19 protein-coding genes are annotated in these 19,205 nt (G+C 72.6%); 9 read left to right on the top strand and 10 right to left on the bottom strand.

From position 1 onward, the window contains the following. The first annotated feature begins 55 nt into the window (after positions 1–55). Positions 56–925, top strand: a complete 870-nt coding sequence (locus tag ABZ887_RS05710) for an alpha/beta hydrolase (RefSeq protein WP_361283212.1) — start codon at positions 56–58, stop codon at positions 923–925. Between the two features lie 42 nt (positions 926–967). Here ABZ887_RS05710 and ABZ887_RS05705 read toward each other — a convergent pair whose 3' ends face one another. After that, on the bottom strand, positions 968–1,669 hold the full coding sequence (locus tag ABZ887_RS05705) for a DUF3050 domain-containing protein (protein ID WP_361283210.1): 702 nt from the start codon (positions 1,667–1,669) through the stop codon (positions 968–970). Between the two features lie 295 nt (positions 1,670–1,964). Here ABZ887_RS05705 and ABZ887_RS05700 point away from each other — a divergent pair, with 295 nt between their 5' ends. The 6 genes from ABZ887_RS05700 to ABZ887_RS05675 are packed head-to-tail and all read left to right on the top strand — an operon-like array spanning position 1,965 to position 9,880. Continuing rightward, the gene (locus ABZ887_RS05700; protein ID WP_361283208.1) at positions 1,965–2,552 is read left to right on the top strand and encodes a hypothetical protein; all 588 of its coding nucleotides are present in this window, start codon (positions 1,965–1,967) and stop codon (positions 2,550–2,552) included. Positions 2,553–2,582: 30 nt separating this feature from the next. Next, positions 2,583–4,793 (top strand): aminodeoxychorismate synthase component I, encoded by a 2,211-nt coding sequence (pabB, locus tag ABZ887_RS05695; protein WP_361283206.1) that lies wholly within the window; start codon positions 2,583–2,585, stop codon positions 4,791–4,793. Continuing rightward, positions 4,790–6,301 (top strand): AMP-binding protein, encoded by a 1,512-nt coding sequence (locus tag ABZ887_RS05690; protein ID WP_361283204.1) that lies wholly within the window; start codon positions 4,790–4,792, stop codon positions 6,299–6,301. Before pabB ends, ABZ887_RS05690 begins: the two co-directional genes overlap by 4 nt. Positions 6,302–6,324: 23 nt before the next feature. Beyond that, the gene (locus ABZ887_RS05685) at positions 6,325–7,884 is read left to right on the top strand and encodes a class I adenylate-forming enzyme family protein (protein ID WP_361283202.1); all 1,560 of its coding nucleotides are present in this window, start codon (positions 6,325–6,327) and stop codon (positions 7,882–7,884) included. Next, a complete protein-coding gene (locus tag ABZ887_RS05680) occupies positions 7,881–9,059 on the top strand; it encodes an FAD-dependent monooxygenase (protein ID WP_361283200.1) in 1,179 nt (392 codons plus the stop codon). The genes ABZ887_RS05685 and ABZ887_RS05680 overlap by 4 nt, the downstream gene beginning before the upstream one ends. Before the next feature lie 29 nt (positions 9,060–9,088). Beyond that, a complete protein-coding gene (locus ABZ887_RS05675; RefSeq protein WP_361283198.1) occupies positions 9,089–9,880 on the top strand; it encodes an aminotransferase class IV in 792 nt (263 codons plus the stop codon). A gap of 102 nt (positions 9,881–9,982) precedes the next feature. Here ABZ887_RS05675 and ABZ887_RS05670 read toward each other — a convergent pair whose 3' ends face one another. Both ABZ887_RS05670 and ABZ887_RS05665 read right to left on the bottom strand, forming a co-directional pair. Beyond that, positions 9,983–10,471, bottom strand: a complete 489-nt coding sequence (locus ABZ887_RS05670) for a carboxymuconolactone decarboxylase family protein (protein WP_361283196.1) — start codon at positions 10,469–10,471, stop codon at positions 9,983–9,985. 64 nt (positions 10,472–10,535) lie between these two features. Further along, positions 10,536–11,972 carry a PLP-dependent aminotransferase family protein gene (locus ABZ887_RS05665; protein WP_361283194.1) on the bottom strand — a complete coding sequence of 479 codons (1,437 nt, stop codon included), beginning with the start codon at positions 11,970–11,972 and terminating at the stop codon, positions 10,536–10,538. A gap of 47 nt (positions 11,973–12,019) precedes the next feature. Here ABZ887_RS05665 and ABZ887_RS05660 point away from each other — a divergent pair, with 47 nt between their 5' ends. After that, a complete protein-coding gene (locus ABZ887_RS05660; protein ID WP_361283192.1) occupies positions 12,020–12,517 on the top strand; it encodes a carboxymuconolactone decarboxylase family protein in 498 nt (165 codons plus the stop codon). Then, the gene (locus tag ABZ887_RS05655) at positions 12,514–13,224 is read left to right on the top strand and encodes an isocitrate lyase/phosphoenolpyruvate mutase family protein (protein ID WP_361283190.1); all 711 of its coding nucleotides are present in this window, start codon (positions 12,514–12,516) and stop codon (positions 13,222–13,224) included. The genes ABZ887_RS05660 and ABZ887_RS05655 overlap by 4 nt, the downstream gene beginning before the upstream one ends. Positions 13,225–13,257: 33 nt before the next feature. Here ABZ887_RS05655 and ABZ887_RS05650 read toward each other — a convergent pair whose 3' ends face one another. The 7 genes from ABZ887_RS05650 to ABZ887_RS05620 form a co-directional block, all read right to left on the bottom strand. Beyond that, on the bottom strand, positions 13,258–13,947 hold the full coding sequence (locus ABZ887_RS05650; RefSeq protein ID WP_361283188.1) for a DUF2637 domain-containing protein: 690 nt from the start codon (positions 13,945–13,947) through the stop codon (positions 13,258–13,260). A gap of 22 nt (positions 13,948–13,969) precedes the next feature. Then, positions 13,970–14,149: a hypothetical protein gene (locus ABZ887_RS05645; RefSeq protein ID WP_361283186.1), complete on the bottom strand. Its 180-nt coding sequence runs from the start codon at positions 14,147–14,149 to the stop codon at positions 13,970–13,972. 203 nt (positions 14,150–14,352) lie between these two features. After that, positions 14,353–15,195 carry a hypothetical protein gene (locus ABZ887_RS05640; protein WP_361283184.1) on the bottom strand — a complete coding sequence of 281 codons (843 nt, stop codon included), beginning with the start codon at positions 15,193–15,195 and terminating at the stop codon, positions 14,353–14,355. A 205-nt stretch (positions 15,196–15,400) separates the two neighbouring features. Further along, positions 15,401–15,751: a hypothetical protein gene (locus ABZ887_RS05635; protein ID WP_361283182.1), complete on the bottom strand. Its 351-nt coding sequence runs from the start codon at positions 15,749–15,751 to the stop codon at positions 15,401–15,403. After that, positions 15,741–17,513, bottom strand: a complete 1,773-nt coding sequence (locus ABZ887_RS05630) for a hypothetical protein (RefSeq protein WP_361283180.1) — start codon at positions 17,511–17,513, stop codon at positions 15,741–15,743. The genes ABZ887_RS05635 and ABZ887_RS05630 overlap by 11 nt, the downstream gene beginning before the upstream one ends. Positions 17,514–17,623: 110 nt before the next feature. Then, on the bottom strand, positions 17,624–18,184 hold the full coding sequence (locus ABZ887_RS05625; protein WP_361283178.1) for a DUF664 domain-containing protein: 561 nt from the start codon (positions 18,182–18,184) through the stop codon (positions 17,624–17,626). A gap of 10 nt (positions 18,185–18,194) precedes the next feature. Continuing rightward, the gene (locus ABZ887_RS05620; protein ID WP_361283176.1) at positions 18,195–19,148 is read right to left on the bottom strand and encodes a LysR family transcriptional regulator; all 954 of its coding nucleotides are present in this window, start codon (positions 19,146–19,148) and stop codon (positions 18,195–18,197) included. Positions 19,149–19,205 lie beyond the last annotated feature (57 nt).

The raw sequence follows: 19,205 nt of genomic DNA, 5'->3' as shown, positions 1-19,205 counted from the left end.
GGGGCGTGCTCGACTGGAGATATAACCACCCAGGATCGATAGAAGGGTTAGGGACATGGAGCTCGCAGTCCACCACCGCACCGCCACCGTCGACGGCCTCGAGGTCTTCTACCGGGAGGCCGGCGACCCGAAGGCACCCGCCGTCGTCCTCCTGCACGGCTTCCCGACCAGCTCACACATGTTCCGCGGCCTCCTCCCGGCGCTCGCCGACCGCTATCACGTGATCGCCCCCGACCACATCGGGTTCGGCCAGTCCGCGATGCCCTCCCTGCGGGACTTCCCCTACACCTTCGACGCCCTCACCGACGTCACCTCCGGCCTGCTCCGGCACCTCGGTGTCGACCGGTTCGCGATGTACGTGCAGGACTACGGCGCCCCCATCGGCTGGCGGCTCGCCCTCCGGGCCCCGGACCAGGTGAGCGCGATCATCACGCAGAACGGCAACGCCTACGAGGAGGGGTTCGTCAAGCCGTTCTGGGACGCCGTCTTCGCCTACGCCACGAACCCGGGGCCGGAGACGGAGGCGCCGATGCGGGGCGCGCTGACCCCGGAGAGCACCCGCTGGCAGTACCTCAACGGGGTCGCCGACCCGACCCTGGTCAGCCCCGACAACTGGGTCCACGACCAGGCGCTGCTTGACCGCCCGGGCAACGACGAGATCCAGCTCAGGCTCTTCCGCGACTACCCCACCAACGTGGACCTCTACCCGCGGGTCCACCAGTACTTCCGCGACTCGCAGGTCCCGCTGCTGGCGGTCTGGGGCGCGGGTGACGAGATCTTCGGCCCCGCGGGCGCGGAGGCCTTCGGCCAGGACCTGCCCGACGCCGAGATCCACCTCCTCGACGCCGGCCACTTCGCCCTGGAGAGCCACCTCGGCACCATCACCGGGCACATCCGCGACTTCCTCGGCCGCACCCTCGCCTGACCCACCACCGAGCGCGGCCGCGCCCACCGTCCCCGCCCGCGCTCACCCCATCGCCGCGACGATCCCGTCCCACAGCCGGGACCTGGCCTCCAGGGCGACGAGGACCGTCTCGGTGGCCTCGTGCCAGCGCCGGTCGTCGGTGCCGCACAGGTCGGCGACCATCTGGAGGGCCATGGGGGTGTGTTCCTCGCCGTCGACCTCGATGTGGCGGGCGAGGTAGTCCCGGAAGAGCGGGAAACGGTCGGTGCCCTCCTCGCTGATGACCTGGTCGAACATGTCCGGGATCAGGTCCTCGCGGGAGAAGGCGAAGGCGGCGGCCCGGCAGTGCAGCGGGCGGTCGGCGATGATCCCGAAGGTCGTGCGCACGAACTCGGCCGCCGGAGCCGGGACCTGGGCCACCCGCAGGGCCGCCGGCACGTCGTGGCCCTCGGCGAGGAGCGCGACGAAGGTGTCGAGGGCGGCGGTGTCGGCCGCCGCCTCCGTCATGGCCGCGCGGTACAGCTCGAAGTGGCTGGTGAAGCCGCCGTCCAGGGCGTCGCTCTCCTCGACCAGCACGATGTCGTTGACGAGCCGGCGGGCCACCGCGGAGCCGCGGGGCACCCAGGGGACGTCGACGCAGGTCAGCTCGTACTGGAGCGACTTGAGCAGGGACATGAAGTCCCAGACCGCGAACACGTGGTGGGCCATGAAGACGGCCAGGTTTTCCCGGTCGGATATCCGCTGGTAAAGCGGGTGCGCGGTCACTTCTTTTCGCGCCGGTTCGATCACGGAACGCGCTTGATCGATTGCCTGTCGACCCTCTTCGGTCAAATTCCAGACGTACCTCGACATGGCGTCCTCCTTCGTTCTTGGACGGCGATCGTGCAACTTTCACGGCCGACCCGGCAAGCACTTTCCGGAATTACGGAGGAGTTACCGGAAGTAGCCGACGGCAGACCACAGCAAGCTCACAGAAAGCGCTATAAAAAGTCACGATCCGGACAACAAAAAACTCGTTGAATCTTTGAACGCGACTTGTGTCCATCTCGTAAAGGACACCGTGACCAGTAATCCCGTCACCGTCACCGTGGCCTATCACGTGATGCCGGGTCGCGAGGCCGACTTCCACTCGTGGGGGTGGGCCATGCTGGGCGCGAGCGCCCGCCGGCCGGGGTTCCTCGGCGGCGGTGTCCTAGTCGACCAGGAGGCGGAATGGCATGTCGTGTATCGGTTCGCCACCGAAGACACCGCGCTGGCCTGGGAGAACTCCCCAGATCGCGGAGAGTGGGAGATCCGCGCGGGCGGCATCGCCCGGCCCACCGGGCGCCGTAGCGTACGGGGCTCGAAGGCGTGGTTCGACTCGCTGACCGGGCCGCCGCCCGTGCCACCGCCGCCCGTCCCTCCGGCGAAATGGAAACTGTGGTTCATCAACATGAGCGCGGTGTTTCCACCGGTCCTCCTCTTCAACATCATCGTGATTCCGCATCTCAGCGGACTCAATCCACTCATCCGCACCCTGGTGCTCTGCCTCTGCGTGACAGCGCTTGTCACGTGGATTCTCATGCCGCGACTTCAGCGTTTCTTCAAGAAATGGCTGTATCCCCCGCTCCAGGCGCTGCGCGGGCGGCACAAACGACGGGCCGCATAGGCCCGGGAACGACCCGAGGGAGGTGGGCGGGTGAAGACCCTGCTCATCGACAATTACGACTCGTACACATACAACCTGTTCCAGCTGATCGCCGAGGTCAACGGCGAGGAACCGGTGGTGATCCGCAATGACGAGCCGGCACCGCCCGCTCTCGCGGGGTTCGACAACGTGGTGGTGTCCCCGGGGCCGGGGCATCCGGGAGACGGCCGTGACTTCGGCATCAGTGCCCGGCTGATCGCCGAGGCGACGGTCCCCGTCCTCGGGGTGTGCCTGGGCCACCAGGGCATCGCCCTCGGGGAGCGGGCCCGGGTGGTGCCCGCCCCGCAGCCGCGGCACGGGCACCTGACCAGAGTGCGGCACGACGGGCGGGACCTCTTCGAGGGACTGACCCAGGACTTCACCGCCGTCCGCTACCACTCCCTCGCGGTGCACGAGCCGCTGCCCGCCACCCTGGAGGCCACCGCGTGGGCCGAGGACGGCGTCCTGATGGGGCTGCGGCACCGCGAACGGCCGCTGTGGGGCGTGCAGTTCCACCCGGAGTCGGTGCTCACCGAGTACGGCCACCGCATGCTCGTGAACTTCCGCAACCTGACCGCCCGCCGCGCCCGCCGGGCCCGTACCAAGAACACCGCCGTCCCGCCGACCGAGGCGGCGATCCCCCGGCCGAGGCCCGCGGCGAGCGCGATGGGCACGGTCGGCACGGTGGACACGGCCGTCCCCCGCCCCCGTCCCCGCCCCGGCATCCCCCGCCCCCGCCCCGGCGAGGTGCCCGCCTACCGCCTGCACACCCGCCAGGTCGCCGGCGCCGTCGACACGGAGGCCGCCTTCGGCCGCCTCTTCGCCGCCTCGCCCCGCGCGTTCTGGCTGGACAGCTCGCTCGTCGAGAAGGACCGCGCCCGCTTCTCCTTCCTGGGCGACGACAGCGGCCCGCTCGCCGAGTTCGTGCGCTACGACGTCACGGCCGGACGGTGTGTGGTCGAGCGGACCGGACGGCCGCCGCGCAAGGTGTCCGCGAGCGTCTTCGACTACCTGAAGCGGCAGCTGAGCAGTCGCCGGGTGGACGCGGACGGGCTGCCCTTCGACTTCACCGGCGGCTATGTCGGCTACTTCGGCTACGAGACCAAGGCCGACTGCGGCTCCCCGAACCGGCACCGCGCCGAAACCCCGGACGCCTGCTGGCTGTTCGCGGACCGCCTGATCGCCGTGGACCACGAGGAGGACGTCACCTACGCGGTCTGCCTGGCGGAGGACACCCCGCAGGCCGCACGGGCGGCCACGGAGTGGCTGGCGGACACGCTGGCCCAGCTCAGCTTCCTGGCGCCGGACGCGCCCCGGCCGGCCCCGCCCGTCGCAGCGGAGCCGGACCTGGAGGCCGCCGAGCCCTGGCTGGTGCGCGACCGGGCCGCCTACCTCGCCGACATCGAGGCCTGCCGGCGGGAGTTGCGGGCCGGCACCAGCTACGAGGTCTGCCTGACCGACGCGGCCCGGCTGCCCGCCCCGCCCGACCCGTACGCCTTCTACCGGGAGCTGCGCCGCGTCAACCCGGCGCCGTACGCGGCCCTCCTGCGCTTCGGCGACCTGGACGTGGCCGGTTCCTCGCCGGAGCGGTTCCTGCGGATCACCCGGGACGGGGTCGCCGAGGCGAGGCCCATCAAGGGGACCGCGCCGCGCGGGGCGACGCCGTTCGAGGACGCGCGGCTGCGGGACGCGCTGGCGGCGGACGCCAAGACCCGCGCCGAGAACCTGATGATCGTCGACCTGCTCCGCAACGACCTGGGCAAGGTCTGCCGTACCGGAACCGTCCGGGTCCCCCGTCTCATGGCCACCGAGTCCTACGCGACCGTGCACCAGCTGGTCTCCACCGTGACCGGACGGCTGCGGGCGGGGACGGACGCCGTGGACTGCGTGCGCGCCTGCTTCCCGGGCGGGTCGATGACGGGCGCCCCGAAGCTGCGCACGATGGAGATCATCGACTCGCTGGAGACCGAGGCCCGGGGCGTGTACTCGGGGGCGCTCGGCTACCTCGGGTGCAGCGGCGGCGCGGACCTGAACATCGTCATCCGTACGGCCGTGATCGCGGACGGCCGGATGCAGCTGGGCGCGGGCGGGGCGATCGTCCTGGACTCCGACCCGGCCGCCGAGTACGACGAGATGCTCCTGAAGACGGCCGCGCAGATGCGGGCGCTGCGGGAGCACACGGCGCCGGCCGCGGCGGACGCCGTGGAGGAGGCCGCCCGATGACCCAGGCACCCGCCGTCACCACCACCGCCAACCTCGCCGCCATGCTCACCGACCGCACCGAGCGGTACGGCTGGGGCGGCCGGCCGGCCTTCCACCAGGGCCATCGCGCCTGGACCCATGACGAGGTGCACGATCTCGGGGCGCGGACCGCGACGGTCCTCGCCGGGCACGGCGTCGGCCCCGGCGACCGGGTGGTGCTCGCGCTGCCCGACTCGATCGCCTGGGTGGTGGCCTTTCTCGCCCTCGCCCGGCTCGGCGCGGTGGCCGTCCCGGTCAACCCGGAACTCCCCAGGGCCGACCACGCGTTCATGGCCTCCGACACGGAGGCGGTGCTGTGCCTGACGGGACCCGGTCTGGAGGACCGCTTCGCCAGACAGGTCCGCCTCGGCGCCGACCAGCTGCTCGCGCTCGCCCCCGCCGCCGCACCGGCCCCCGCCCACCCGGTCGACGCGGACAGCCCGCTGTACGTCCAGTACACGTCCGGGACGACGGGCAGGCCCAAGGGTGTCGTCCACACCCACGCCCACCCCGCCGCGTACCACGACCTGATCGGGCGGCGGCTGCTCGGGATCACCGAGGACGACGTGACCCTGTCGGTGTCCGGGCTGTACTTCGCGTACGGCTTCGGGAACGCCTTCGTCTTCCCGCTCTTCTCGGGGTCCAGCGCCGTCCTTTCGGACCGGCGTCCGAACCCGGCCGCCGTGGACGAGCTGATCACCCGGCACCGGGTGACCCTGCTGTACTCGGTGCCGTCCGCGTTCGCGGCGCTGGTCGCCGACCGGGGCAGCGGGCACCAGGCCTGCTTCACCTCCGTACGGGCCGCCGTGTCGGCCGGTGAGGGGCTGCCGGCCGGTCTCGGCGACCGGGTCACGGAGCTGCTGGGGGGCGCACCGGTCCTCGAACAGATCGGCTCCACCGAGGCCGGGCACGCCTTCTGCGCCAACAGCCTGGCCCACGACCACCCGGGCACCGTCGGCCGTCCCGTCCCCGGCTTCGAGGTGGAGCTGCGCGACCGAGACGGGCGGGTGGTGCCGGACGGCCACGAGGGCGAGCTGTGGGTGCGCGGGCCGACGGTGACGCCCGGCTACCTCAACCGGCCCGAGGACACCGCGCGCACCCTCGTGGACGGCTGGCTGGCCACCCACGACCGGGCGGTCCGCGAACCCGACGGCGCCTACCGGCATCTGGGCCGCAGCGACGACATGGAGATGGTCGGCGGGATCACCGTCTCCCCGCTGGAGGTGGAGGCCGTGCTGCGCACCCATCCGGGGGTGCGCGAGGTCGCGGTGGCGGCCGTGCCGGACGCGACCGGCACCGGACGGCTGCGTGCCTTCGTCGTCCCCGCCGCCACCCCTGCGCCGGACGGGCTCCCGGACGAACTGCTGGCGCTGGCCCGGCAGCGGCTGGCCGCCTTCAAGGTCCCGCGCAGCGTCAGCCTGCTGCCCTCCCTGCCGCGCACGTCGTCGGGGAAGCTCCGCCGCCATCTGGTCCGCCGGGGCGCGTGGTGACCACGACTGAAAGGACCGTCTCCATGCAGGAATCGCAGGAGTCCCTCATCGGCGACCGCGGGTTCTACCTCGGCCCGCTGTTCCGGCGGGCGGCCCAGCGGCACGGCGGGGTGTTCGTCACCCTGGACCGGCCCCTGGACACCCACCCGGACCTCGGCGTCCATCTGAGCTACGCGGAACTGGCCGACGCGGTCGAGGAGTTGTCGGCCCGGCTGTGGGCGGCCGGGGTGCGGCCCGCCGAGCAGGTCGTCGTGCACAAGACCGACAACGTCGACATCGTGCTGCTGACCTGTGCCGTCTCCCGGATCGGCGCGGTGCCGGTGCTGCTCTCGCCCGCGCTGTCCGGCGAGGTGGTCGGCAGGCTGCTCCCCAGACTGCAGCAGCCGTGGCTGGTCACGGACGGGGCGAAGCTGGACGGCCTGGAGGTCGGGGGCCTGGTCCGGCAGACCCTCACCGTCGACAGCGTGCCCGGCGTGGTGTCCCTGACCGAGCACACCGGCGCGAAGGTGCCCGCGCCGATCCGGCTGCATCCGCGCGAACCCGCCCTGATCACCCACAGCTCCGGCACCACCGGCGTCCCCAAACTCGCCGTGCACTGCCCGCAGACCATGTGGAACCGGCTGGTCCCGCAGCAGGCGATGGGCTGGCCCACCCGCGGCGAGGTCGCGGCCCTGCACATGTCCTTCGTGCACTCCCGCTTCTACCACCTGCTCGGCGTCCTGCTGCACTACGGCAGCCCGCTGCTGCTGATCACCGACCCCGACCCGGCGAAGGTCGGCCCGATGCTGGCCCGGCACCGCCCGGGCATCGTCGAGACCCACCCCAACACCTTCGTGCTCTGGGAAGAACTGGCGGACGCGCCCGGCGCCCCGCTGTCGCGCGTCAGGTCGTACGGCTCGACGTTCGACGCCATCCACCCGCGCACGGTACGACGGCTCCTCGACGCCTCGAAGCGCCGTAACCCGTGGCTGCTGCAGCTCTACGGGCAGAGCGAGACCGGTCCGGTCGCCTTCCAGTGGTTCACGCGGCGGAGCGCGGCCCGCGCGGACGGGCGGCGGGTCGGCATCGGGATCCCGGGCTTCACCCGCGTCCGCGTCACCGGCCCCGACGGCCTGCCCGCCGCGCCCGGCACCCCCGGCCGGATCGAGGCCCGCACCCGGGGCCGCATCCTCACCTACCTCGGCGCCCGCGAGCAGTACGAGCGGCAGCTGGACGGCGCGTGGTGGCAGATGGGCGACATGGGATACCTGAGCCGGCTGGGCGCGCTGTACCTGATCGACCGGGAGATCGACCGGATCGACTCCGTGCACAGCAACCTGGAGGTCGAGGACACCCTCATGGACCGGCTGGAGGAGCTCCGCGAGGTGGTCATCGTGCCGGGCGCGGACCGCGAGCCGGTGCCGGTGGTGTGCGTGCGCGGGGAACGGCCGCTGGACCCGGAGCGCTGGCGGGCGGCGACCGCCGACCTGCCCGCGATGGCGGAGCCGAGGCAGTGGCGGTTCGAGGAGCTGCCGATGACGGCGACCTGGAAGGTGAAGCGGGTGGAGATCACCCGGATGCTGGCGGCGGGGGTCCGCGCGTGACCCCGGTCGTCGTGGTCGGCGCCGGTCCGGTGGGCCTGTCGGCGGCGCTGGCGCTCCGCGCGCACGGCCTGCAGGCCATGCTCCTCGAGGCGGACCCCGAGGACCGCGAACGGCCGGGCAGCCGGGCCCTGTTCGTGCACCGCGAGACCCTCGCACTGCTCGACGCGATGCGACCGGGACTCGCCGCCGAGATCACCTCGTACGGCCGGACCTGGCACACCAGAAGAACCCTGTACCGGGGGCGCGAGGTGTACTCCCGCACCTTCCCGCCCCCCTCCGGCCCGCCGCCCTTCACCAGCCTGCGCCAGCTCGACACCGAACGCTTCCTGCGGGAGGCCTGCGCGGCGGCGGGCGTGGAGTTCGTGTGGAACGCACGGGTGATCGGCGTCCGCTCCACCGCCTCGGGCGTGTCGCTCAGCTGCGCCGACGGCCGGGAGCTGACGTGCGGGCACGTGATCGCGGCGGACGGCGCCCGCTCCGCCGTCCGGGCCGGGCTCGGCATCCCCATGGAGGGCACGCACGGCGAGGGCTTCCATGTGGTCGTCGACGTGGCGGACCGGCCCGGCGCCGAACTGCCCCTCGAACGGGTCTTCCACTACGAGCACCCGGCCGTCGGCGGCCGCAGTGTGATGCGGGTGCCGTTCACCGGGGGCTTCCAGGTGGACCTCCAGTGCCATGCCCACGACCGGGTGGAGGAGTACGGCACCGAGGAGGCCGTCCGCCGCTGGCTGCCCGGTGTGGTCGGCGAGGGACACGAGGAATACGCGGACCGGATCCTGTGGGTGTCGACGTACCGCTTCCTGCGCAAGGTCGCGGCCTCCTTCACCGACCCGCACCGCCGGGTACTGCTCGTCGGGGAGGCCGCGCACCTCTTCCCGCCGTTCGGGGCGCGGGGCATGAACAGCGGGATCGCCGACGCGGCAGCGGCGGCGGAGGCCGTCGCGACCGGCACGGTGGCGGACTTCACGGCGGTACGGCGGGCCGCGGCCCTGTTCAACAGCGAGGCGGCCGGGGCCGCCCTGGACCATCTGCGGCCCCGGCGGCGGATCGTACGGCTGCGGCAGCGCGCGGCGGCGGCGCTGGCGCCGGTCCTGCCGTCCTGCGGATCCTGGCTGGAGCACGCACCGTACGGGCCGCGGGGCGGGGCAACGGCGTCGGCGGGCCGGAAATACTGAGCGCGGCGGAGAAGGAGCAAGGAGGCGTCATGACACGACCGGCCGTGACCGAAGGCCTGCTGACATGGTCGCCGCGCGCCGGACTGCGGCCTGCAGGCGACGCGGACGAACCACTGCTGGTCGCGGACTCCTGGCTGGTGCGGGACGGCAGGGTGCGCGGCCTGGACCGGCACCGGGACCGCTTCGTGCGGTCCTGCGGCGAGTGCGACGGGCCTCCGGCCCACCGGATGCTGGAGTTCTGGCGGGACATGACGGCCGCGCTGCCCCGCACCGGCGCGTGGTTCCCCCGCGTCGAACTCACGCCCCACCACGTGCGGCTGCGCCTGCGGCACGCGCCGCCGCTCGGCTCCACGGTCGAGGTCTGGGCGGTCGGCCGGCCCGATCCGCGTACCGTGCCCCGCCGCAAGGGCCCCGACCTGGACACCCTGGCCCGGCTGCGCGCCCGGGCGGTCGAGGCGGGGGCCCAGGAGGCGGTGCTGGTGGGCCCGTCCGGGGTGGTCCTGGAGGCGGCCACCACCAGCGTCCTCTGGTGGGAGGACGACACCCTGTGCCTGCCGCCACCTCGGCTGCCGGTGCTGCCCGGGGTGACCCTCGCACTGATCCAGGAGCGCGCGGAGCGCAACGGCATCCGGGTGGCCCACCGCGAACGGACCCTACCCGAACTGGCGGACCGTGAGGTGTGGCTGGTGAACGCCCTGCACGGGATCAGACCGGTGACGCGCTGGGTGGGCGCCCCATGGAACGCCGGTATGGCGGAGCGGGCACCTGAGTGGCGGGAGTGGCTCGACGAAAAAGCACCGAAACCAATAGCGCCCCTTTAGGGGCGCGGGGAACTGCGCGACCAGCCCCCACCCACCCGCAGCCGAAGCACGCAAAGAAAACCGGCCCGGCAATATCTCACCGGGCCGGATATCAGGCTTCTTTCATTCGGCACGCTTGGGCTGATAAGCCCCCGGCACCATCCGCGTCGCAATGGCGATCCGGTTGTACGCGTTGATGACGGTGGCCGCCCAGACGAGCGCCGCGAGCTGCGCCTCGTCGAAGACCCCGGCGGCCTCGGCGTAGACGTCGTCCGGCACGTGACCGTCCGCGACAAGGGTGACCGCCTCGGTCAACGCCAGTGCGGCACGCTCCCGTTCGGTGAAGAAGGGGGTCTCCCGCCACGCGTTCAGGGCGTAGATCCGCTGCTCGGTCTCGCCCTGCGCGCGAGCGTCCTTCGTGTGCATGTCGAGGCAGAACGCGCAGCCGTTCAGCTGGGAGGCGCGTATTCTGACCAGTTCGAGGATTTCCCGTTCGACCTTGGCGTCCTGGGCCGCGGTGACGGCGGCGGCATGGAGGGAACCCATGGCCGAGGAGACGTCCGGGGTGATTTTCTTGAGGGCCACGCGAGAAATCTGATCGCCATTGCTCATGGGGATGACTCTAGCCTCCGGAATTGAATTACGGAGGCGATTACGGGAGCCGTTTCCGGCAAATTCAGGTGGCGCCGGTCACGGCCGGGTCGGACAGCACCGCGCACAGGATGTCCAGCGCCCCCGACCAGGCGTGGTCCGGCGGGGTGCCGTAGCCGAGGACGAGGGCGTCCGGGGCCTCGACGGCGGCCTCCGGGTGGCGGTGGCGCGGGACGAGCCCCTCGACGGCGAGGCCGCGTTCGGCGGCCGCCCGGATCACCCGGCGCTGGGTGCAGGGCGGCAGCCGCAGCACGACGTGCAGGCCCGCCGCGATGCCGGTGACCCGGATCGCCGGGGCGTGCTCGGCGAGGGCCCGGACGAGGGCGTCCCGGCGCCGCCGGTAGCGGGAGCGGGCCGCGCGGACGTGCCGGTCGTAGGCACCGGAGACGATGAACTCGGCCAGCGTCAGCTGGTCCAGCGCCCCGCAGGTGTCCACACCGCCCTTGACCGCCGTCACCTCCCGGGCCACGGCCGGCGGCAGCACCATCCAGGCCAGCCGCAGCGCCAGCGCCAGGGACTTGCTGGCCGTGCCCAGGTAGACGACCTCGTCGGGGGCGAGGCCCTGGAGGGCGCCGACGGGCCGCCGGTCGTAGCGGAACTCGCCGTCGTAGTCGTCCTCCAGGACCAGGCCGCCGGTGCGGCGCGCCCAGTCCACGACGGCCGCCCGCCGGTCGTGGTGCAGCGGTACGCCCATCGGGAACTGGTGGGAGGGCGTCAGCAGTACGGCGGCCGCTCCGGGGACCGGCTCCCGGGTGTCCGTGCCGAGTTCGTCGAAGGGCAGCGGGACCTGGCGGAGACCGGCCGCCGTCAGCAGCTGCCAGTGCTCGTCGAGGCCGTACGACTCCACGGCGACCGTGTCCGCCCCGCGGGCCCGCAGCAGCCGGCCGAGCAGGCTCAGGCCGTGGGCGAACCCGGCGCAGATCACGATGCGTTCGGGGTCGGCGCGGACGCCCCGGGCGCGGGCGAGGTAGGCGGCGAGCGCGGTGCGCAGTTCGGCGCGGCCGCGTGGATCGCCGTAGCCGAAGGCCTCGTTGGGGGCGGCGGTGAGGGCGCGGCGGGCGGCCCTGAGCCACTCGGTGCGCGGGAAGGCGGAGACGTCGGGGAAGCCGGCGCGCAGGTCGTGGACGGGCCGGTGGGCGGACGTACCCGCGGGGGTCTCCGCCTGCCGCACCGGCACCACACCCGTCGCGACCCGGGTGCCGGAGCCCTGCCGGGCGGTGAGCCAGCCCTCGGCGACCAGGTCGGCGTAGGCGTCGGCGACGGTGTTGCGGGCGATGGCCAGATCGGCGGCGAGCGAGCGGGAGGAGGGCAGCCGGGTACCGGGGAGCAGCCGGCCGCTGTGCACGGCCTCGCGCAGGGCGTCGGTCAGGCCCCGGCGCAGGCCCGGACCGGCGGCCGGTTCCAGGTGGAGGTCGATGCCCAGCATGGCCCGGGCAGGGCGAGTGGCCCATGTTTTCTCCATGGAAATGGACCATACCCCTGGGCTGCCTGGCACCTAGTGTCGACATCATGAGCAGCCAGGAAAACGCCGAGTACGCCCCCGAGCACACCCCCCGCCTCCCCTGGGCCCAGCACGCGCCCGAGGTCTACAGGGCGATGGTCCGGCTGGACGGAGCCGCCCGTAAGGGGCTGGACGCCAAGCTGTTCGAGCTGGTGAAGATCCGCGCCTCGCAGCTCAACCACTGCGCGTACTGCCTCGACATGCACACCAAGGACGCGCTCGCGGCGGGCGAGAGCATCCAGCGCATCGTCCAGCTCAGCGCGTGGGAGGAGTCGAAGCACTTCTACACCGAGCAGGAGATCGCCGCGATCGAGCTGACCGAGGCCGTCACCGTGCTGACCGACGGCTTCGTGCCGGACGGGGTCTACGAGCGGGCCGCCAAGCAGTTCGACGAGGTGCAGCTGACGCAGCTGATCGCCTCGATCATCGTGATCAACTCCTGGAACCGGTTCGCCGTGACGACCCGGATGGTCCCCGGGCACTACACGCCGGGCCAGCACGGATGAGCAAGTCCGGCACCTTCCGGGCCCTGCACCACGGGCGCCCGCCGGGAGACCCCCTGATCCTGCCCGGCCCGTGGGACGCGGCGAGCGCCCGGGCCCTGGTGGCGGCCGGGTTCCCGGCGCTGGCGACGCCCAGCGCCGGGGTCGCGGCGAGTCTGGGGTACGCGGACGGCGCGACCCCGGCGGCGGAGATGTTCGCGGCGGTCGCGCGGATCACGCGGGCCGTGGACGTGCCGGTGTCCGCGGACGTGGAGGAAGGCTACGGGCTGGCGCCGAAGGAGCTGGTCGAGCGCCTGCTGGAGGCCGGGGCGGTCGGCTGCAACCTGGAGGACTCCGCCGGGGGCGTCCTCAAGGACCCGCACGAACACGCCGAGTGGCTCGCCGAGGTCCGTTCGGCCGCCGGTGACCGGCTGTTCCTCAACGCCCGCGTCGACACCTTCGCCCGCGGGGTCACCGACCCCGGCCGGGCGATCGAGCGGGCCGCGCTGTACGTCGCGGCCGGCGCCGACTGCGTCTACCCGATCGACGCCCCGACCGCCGTACTCCCTCTTCTCCGCTCCGGCATCGAGGGCCCGCTGAACATGTACGCCCGGCCGGACGGCGCGAGCCCCGCGCCCGCCGAACTCGGCGGACTCGGGGCCACGAGGATCACGTTCGGCCCGGGACTGCTGCGCCTGGCACTGCGCTCGGTCCAGCGGGTCCTGGCCTAGGACCCGGCCGGTCCTGGCCCTTTCGTTTTCAGGTCAGGACGCGGCGCTCGCCGATTCGGCGGGCACGGCGTGCCGGGGCCGGCCCCTGGTCGAGATCTGACCGACGAGCTCCCAGAAACAGACCAGGGCGGTGACGGGCGGAATCCCGAAGATCACTAAGGACAACAGCGCATGGGAGGAGTGGCTGACGCACAGCCCCACGGCCACGACGGAGGCGACCAGCACCACACACCAGGACCGGCGCGCGCTCCGGCGCTGCGCGGTGGCCCGCAGGACGGACAGCGCCGCCACGAACCACGGGCCGTAGACCGTCAGCGGCCAGTACTGCGCCAGCCCGCCGGGGAGCACCGACGAGGCGATGCCGCGCAGCTGCGCGTAGGAGTAGCAGACGGACCAGGCCAGCATGGACACCGCGCACACCGAGACCGCCGCGATCAGGAGCGTGATGTGGGTGACGCTCCGGCCGCCGTCGAGCAGGTGCGAGTCGTGGCGGACCCGTCGGCGGCTGGCCCGGCGCTGGGCCGGCACGTCCACCAGGGTGGGGGCCGCGGCCACACCGGTCGGGGCGGACAGTATCTGCGCCAGCTCCTCCACCGGGTCCCAGTCGTTCGCCGCGACCCCTGACTCCGGGACACCCCAGGTGTGGTCGTAGAGACCGGGATGGTCGTAGAAGCCGGTGTGGTCGTAGAGCCCCGGACCCGGGTCGTGCTGAATCCCGTCCATCGATTAACCTCCGAACCCTGTCTCAGAACGCCGCGTACAGATCCGCCAGGGTCCGCCGATATTCGTTTTCCATCGCATTGATTCTCTTCAGGAAATCATCGAGCAGGTCCGAGCATGAGGTGATATCCATACCACCGGGCCAGCGCAGCACGGTTGTCGGATGATCTTCGGCTGCGCACCAGTCCAATCGCGTCACGGTCACCTAACGACCGTCGCACGGGGCGGGACTTGGAGCGTTCGGGGGAATTCAGTCACCCGGAAGAGAAGTTATAGAATACTTACCGATTCACAATTGAAGAAATTGTGAATATGCGGATGGCTACGCTCCGTGAATTCTCAAACTAAAGGAACGACGATGTGACCGGTGCGGCGGCCGGCGCGGGGCAGGCGCCTCGGTCCGCCGCCTCAGTCCGTCGCCGGATCCGCGTCGCAGGCCGTGTCCGGCGGGCAGAACCAGTCCAGCGCCGTCGTCAGAGCGGCCAGCTCGTCGTCGCGGCCGTCGGAGTCGGGGCCGTAGGAGGCGATGGCGTAGACCCTGCCGTCCTGCGCGACGAACCGCTCGTCGTAGACGTGCCAGGTGCCGACGTCCGGCTCGCCGCTGATCGCCCCGGCCAGGTACTCCAGGCGGGCGCCGGTGAACGGGCCGTCGACGAGGTCGGTGAGGCCGAGCTCCTCGAAGCCGTCCGGCTTGGGGGTCTCGTCGGAGAGGTAGAGCTCGAAGGAGGCGTCCGGGGAGTCCTCCGCGACCTGGTAGACCTGCAGCCGGTGGGTGCCGTCGGGGCTGCGGTAGTTGACCACGTCGAATCCGTACGAGGAGGAGGCGGTGGAGCGCGTCCAGCCCTCGGGGACGGCGGTCCGGAAGCCCTCGGTGTCCTGACGCAGCTCGTATCCCGCCGACGGCGACGGTGACGGTGAGCCGGGCTCCGTGGGCGACTCGGTGGCCTCGGTGTCGGTCAGCGCGGAAGGGGTCGGGGTGACCGAGGCGCCGGCCGCGGCGGGCCCGTGCCCGTCCCCCTTCCCGACCACCAGCGTCAGCACCAGGCTCACGGCCACACCGACGACGGCGGCCCCGACGACGACCGACCACACGACCCTGCGACCGGGCCACCGCCCCGCCGTCGCCACCCGGCCCGGCTCGACGGGCGCCGCCACGGACGGCTGCGCCTGCTCCGGCACCCCCGGCCCCACGGCAGCCGCCCAGCCCCCGCCCCCGTCCGACCACCACTCGGTCGCCGGGGCGGGAGGCACGGCCGGGACCGGTGGCGGAGGCGTTGCCGCGGTCGGTGGCGGCGCCGGCGCGGTCGGCGGGGGTATCGGCACACTCGGCGGCGGTGCCGGCACGCTCGGCGGTGGTGTCGATGCCGGTGCCGGGGTGGGACGGGCCGGGCCCTCCTCCCAGCGCTGGGTGTCCTCGTTCCAGTGGCGTGGTCCCCCGTTGGTCATGGCCGCCCTCTCACAGTCCGAGCAGGCCGGCCAGGGCGCCCGCCGAGGCCAGGACGTTGAGCAGGGCCTGGGAGTCGGTGAGCAGGGCGCGCAGGCGTTCCCGGCGGGTGGGGCCCGCCTGGCCCGTGCGGGCGATCTCCTCCTCGGTCTCGGCGAGTGCCGCGCCCAGCGCCGCCGTCTGCTCGGTGCCCCGCACCCGCTCCAGGTCGGCCCGCAACTCCCGGATCACGGCGAGGAGTTCCTCGTCGGCCCGGTCGCCCCCGGCGCCGTGGTGGTGGCTCTCGGCATGCGCGTGGCTGCCGATGGCGAACGTACTCCCCGTCACGTTCCCCATGCTGACCTGCGGTTCCTCACCGGCCATGGGTGTCGGCCCCCTTCTCCTGTACGACGCTGGTGGCGGTGGCGTGGCTGCCGACCGCGAACGTGGAGCCCTCGACCCGGCCGATGCTCACGTCGTTGCTGACATTGACGATCTTCTGGACGAACTCGCCGGTCTCGTACCCGGCGTCGGCGAGCGCGGCCCGTACGCCGTTCGCCACCCGGTCCTGGATGCTGCGCAGATAGCGGGCGACGTCCATCTCCTGGAAGTGGGAGCCGACGTCCACCGAGGCCAGTTCGCGCACGGACAGCGCGGGCCCCTCGGGGAGCGCGCCCGCGTGGCCGCCGGTCAGCAGCCGCCAGACGTACACCGCGCCCCGGCCGAGCTGGACCAGCGAGCGGCCCACGGACCCGGGGACCAGGACGAGCGCGGCGGCCGTCTTGCCCACCCAGTTGTTGTTCCGGAACCGGTGGGCGACGCGGTCCGCCTCCTTGAAGTCCGCGCGGACCGGGGTCAGTACGTGCGGGGCGATCTCCAGGACGAGCATCCGGCCCTGGGTGTGGATGCGCACGAACACCGTGACGACCAGCTCCTCCTCCCAGCCGTCGACCCGGATGCGCAGGAAGTGCCGGCGCTTCTCGGCGCCCTCCTCGACGGCCCGCGCCCGGTGCTCGGCGAAGGCGTCCGGGGTGTACGGCGCCTGGTCACGGCTGAGCAGCCCCTCGGCCGGGAGGAACACGCACTCGTCGATCTCCAGCTGGCGCAGCCGGTCCCGGACGCCGGGTCCGGCGTACTCGGCGGGGATGCGGAGCCGTTCGAGCAGCGGGCGGATCCGCTCCAGGACGGCGCGGTTGCTGAGCGGCTGCTGCTCCTTCTTCAGCTCGTCGCGCCGGAGTTCGACGGCGAGCACCCAGGTGCTGTAGGCGGTGCCGGCCCCGCAGAACGGATCGGTCTCGTTGTACATGATCAGCGGGGCGTGCTGTTCGGTCCGGATGTGCTGCCTGATCCGCTGGAAGCGGGGGCTCTCGGCCTTCTCCGCGGGGTCGTTCGCCGCGTCGGGGAAGCGCTGCGGGGAGAGTTCGCCGGCCAGGGCCCGGCTGAACCGGGTGCGCTGGGCGTGCCCGCACAGGGCGATGCCGGCCAGCACGGCGAGCGCGAGCCAGGCGTGCCAGGGCTTCGCGAGACCGCCCAGGTCGCCGCTGCCCGGGACCAGCAGGTCGGCGTAGCTGGTGGAGTCCGAGTAGCCGGACCCGTAGTAGCCGTCGTCGGAGCCGTACGACTGGTACGACGTGCTGCCGCTGTCCGAGCCGCCGCCGAACGCGATGAACAGGGTCAGGATCAGGGCGGTGGTGAAGAACGCCCGGCCCCACCAGCGGACCAGGAAGGCGCCGATCGCCCGGTACAGCGGCGGCACCACGGTGAGCCCCTGGATCCAGGGGGCGACGGCGAGCGCGATGCCGGGCAGCAGGAACAGGGCGAGCAGCCAGCCGCTGAGCGGCAGCCCGACCGCCCACAGCCCCAGGATCGCGGCGGCCCACAGCAGTTCCTGGCGGCGGGCGCGCAGGGCGTGGGCGAGGACGCGGGCGGCGTCGAAGCCCAGCGAGGGGGCCACGAACCGCTGTTCGTTGAGGTCGAGTTCCTCGATGACCCGGTCCCGGTAGGCAGGGTCCAGATAGGTCCCCGCGCACAGCAGCCGGGTCGCCTCACTGGCGTACGGCGGCACCCCCGGCTGGGCGGGCGGAGCCGGTTCGGGCGCCGCCCGCTGCGGCTGTTGCGGTTGCTGCGGCACGTAAGCAGTGCTCACGCGATCCCCCGATGCGTGTGAAGTGTGTTGTTGGACGTCGAGTTGACAAACCATCAGCATAGGGGGACGGCCGGGACCGCCGGAACGGAATTGACCGAAGACGCCGCTGGTCAGAAGTCGGCCGGCGGGTCCTCCCCCACGCGTCCGTCGATCGACTCCCGGATCAGGTCGGCCTGTCCGACGTGCCGCGCGTACTCCTCGATCATGTCGGTCAGCAGCCGGCGCAGGCTGGGCCGCGCGCCGGTGCGGGAGACGTACGCGATCAGGACACCGGCGTCCCCGGCGGCCGCCGCCCGGCGTATCGCGGCCCGGGACCGGGCCACCGCCGCCTCCCACAGCGCGTACAGCTCCTCGGGGCTGTCGGCGGCGGCCGATCCCCACTCCCAGTCGGGCTCGGCCTCCCAGTCCACCGCGTCCCACGGGGCGGGGAGCTTCTCCCCCAGCAGCCGCACGGTGAAGTACTGGTCCTCCACCAGGGCGAGGTGTTTCAGCAGCCCGCCGAGGGTGAGGGCGGAGGGCGCGAGCCGACGGCCGAGCGCCGCCGCGTCGAGCCCCTCGCTCTTCCAGGCGAAGGTGCGCCGCTGCCGCTCCAGGGAACCGATCAGGGTGTCGAGTTCGGTTCCGGCGACGGGCGGTTCCCACCAGACGGCCGACCGGGTGTCATCAGTCATGCCCCGAAGGTTACGAGCCGCCACTGACAACGCCCCCGGAACCGCCGCCGACCAGCAACTCCCTTACACAGCGCCGCAGCCATGCGTGCGCCGGGTCGGCGTCGTGGCGTGGGTGCCAGGCCAGGCCGAGGGGGATCGGCGGCAGCGGCAGCGGGACCTCGAAGGTGGTGAGGCCCAGGGCGGTGGCCAGCGGGACCCCCCAGGAGCTGATCAGGCCGATCAGGTCGGAGTCGCGGAGCACGAAGAGGGAGGCCGGGAAGGTGCCGACGGTCCCCACCACATGGCGTTCCAGGCCGAGTTCGGCCAGTGCGGCGTCGACGGGGCCGTGCAGCTTGCCGCGCCGCGAGACGTTCAGGTGACCGGCCTCGGTCGCGTACCGCTCGGGCGTCAGTTCGCCCGCGAGCAGCGGGTGTCCGGAGCGTACGACGCCGAGCATGCGGTCCTCGTGGAGCTGCTCCATCCGTACCTCGGGCGCGGTGGTGTCGATCGCGCCGACCTCCAGATCGGCGGTGCCCTGCCGCAGGTACGGCAGGTCCACGTGGGCCTCGGCGAGGAAGCGGATGCGGATGCCGGGCGCCTCCGCGGCGGCCCGGGCTAAGAGGGTGGCGGCCTGGGTGCCGGCGATGGCGTCGGAGCCGATGATCGTGAACGTCCGGGAGACGGTCCGCAGATCGGTGTCCCGGCCCGGTGCGAACAGCGCCCGCGCCCGTTCCACCACCGCGCTCACCTCGGCGCGCACGGCGAGCGCGTGCGGGGTCGGCACCATCCCGCGTCCGGCGCGCACCAGCACCGGGTCGCCGAGTGCCCGGCGGATCCGGCCGAGGGTGCGGCTCATGGCCGGTTCGGACAGGTGCAGCCGCCGCGCGGCCCCCTGCACACTCTGCTCCTCCAGGAGGACGTCCAGCGCGACCAGCAGGTTCAGGTCGAGGCTGCCGGGGGAACCGGCGGATTGCGTCACGCGCATTTACCCCTTGCAAAGGTTGCACTGGAAAGCAGGTCGGTGCCGACCCTACGGTGACAG

It is taken from the genome of Streptomyces sp. NPDC047061 (assembly GCF_040643955.1).
Classification (GTDB): Bacteria; Actinomycetota; Actinomycetes; order Streptomycetales; family Streptomycetaceae; genus Streptomyces.
The sequence above is the reverse complement of the archived record's forward strand: the minus strand, read 5'-3'. Positions and strand labels throughout refer to the sequence as shown.

Coding starts and splice junctions, on each gene's coding strand:
- ABZ887_RS05710 (WP_361283212.1), top strand. CDS start 56: ATGGAGCTCGCAGTCCACCACCGCACCGCCACCGTCGACGGCCTCGAG.
- ABZ887_RS05690 (WP_361283204.1), top strand. CDS start 4,790: ATGACCCAGGCACCCGCCGTCACCACCACCGCCAACCTCGCCGCCATG.
- ABZ887_RS05685 (WP_361283202.1), top strand. CDS start 6,325: ATGCAGGAATCGCAGGAGTCCCTCATCGGCGACCGCGGGTTCTACCTC.
- ABZ887_RS05675 (WP_361283198.1), top strand. CDS start 9,089: ATGACACGACCGGCCGTGACCGAAGGCCTGCTGACATGGTCGCCGCGC.
- ABZ887_RS05670 (WP_361283196.1), bottom strand. CDS start 10,471: ATGAGCAATGGCGATCAGATTTCTCGCGTGGCCCTCAAGAAAATCACC.
- ABZ887_RS05665 (WP_361283194.1), bottom strand. CDS start 11,972: ATGGAGAAAACATGGGCCACTCGCCCTGCCCGGGCCATGCTGGGCATC.
- ABZ887_RS05660 (WP_361283192.1), top strand. CDS start 12,020: ATGAGCAGCCAGGAAAACGCCGAGTACGCCCCCGAGCACACCCCCCGC.
- ABZ887_RS05655 (WP_361283190.1), top strand. CDS start 12,514: ATGAGCAAGTCCGGCACCTTCCGGGCCCTGCACCACGGGCGCCCGCCG.
- ABZ887_RS05650 (WP_361283188.1), bottom strand. CDS start 13,947: ATGGACGGGATTCAGCACGACCCGGGTCCGGGGCTCTACGACCACACC.
- ABZ887_RS05635 (WP_361283182.1), bottom strand. CDS start 15,751: ATGGCCGGTGAGGAACCGCAGGTCAGCATGGGGAACGTGACGGGGAGT.
- ABZ887_RS05625 (WP_361283178.1), bottom strand. CDS start 18,184: ATGACTGATGACACCCGGTCGGCCGTCTGGTGGGAACCGCCCGTCGCC.
- ABZ887_RS05620 (WP_361283176.1), bottom strand. CDS start 19,148: ATGCGCGTGACGCAATCCGCCGGTTCCCCCGGCAGCCTCGACCTGAAC.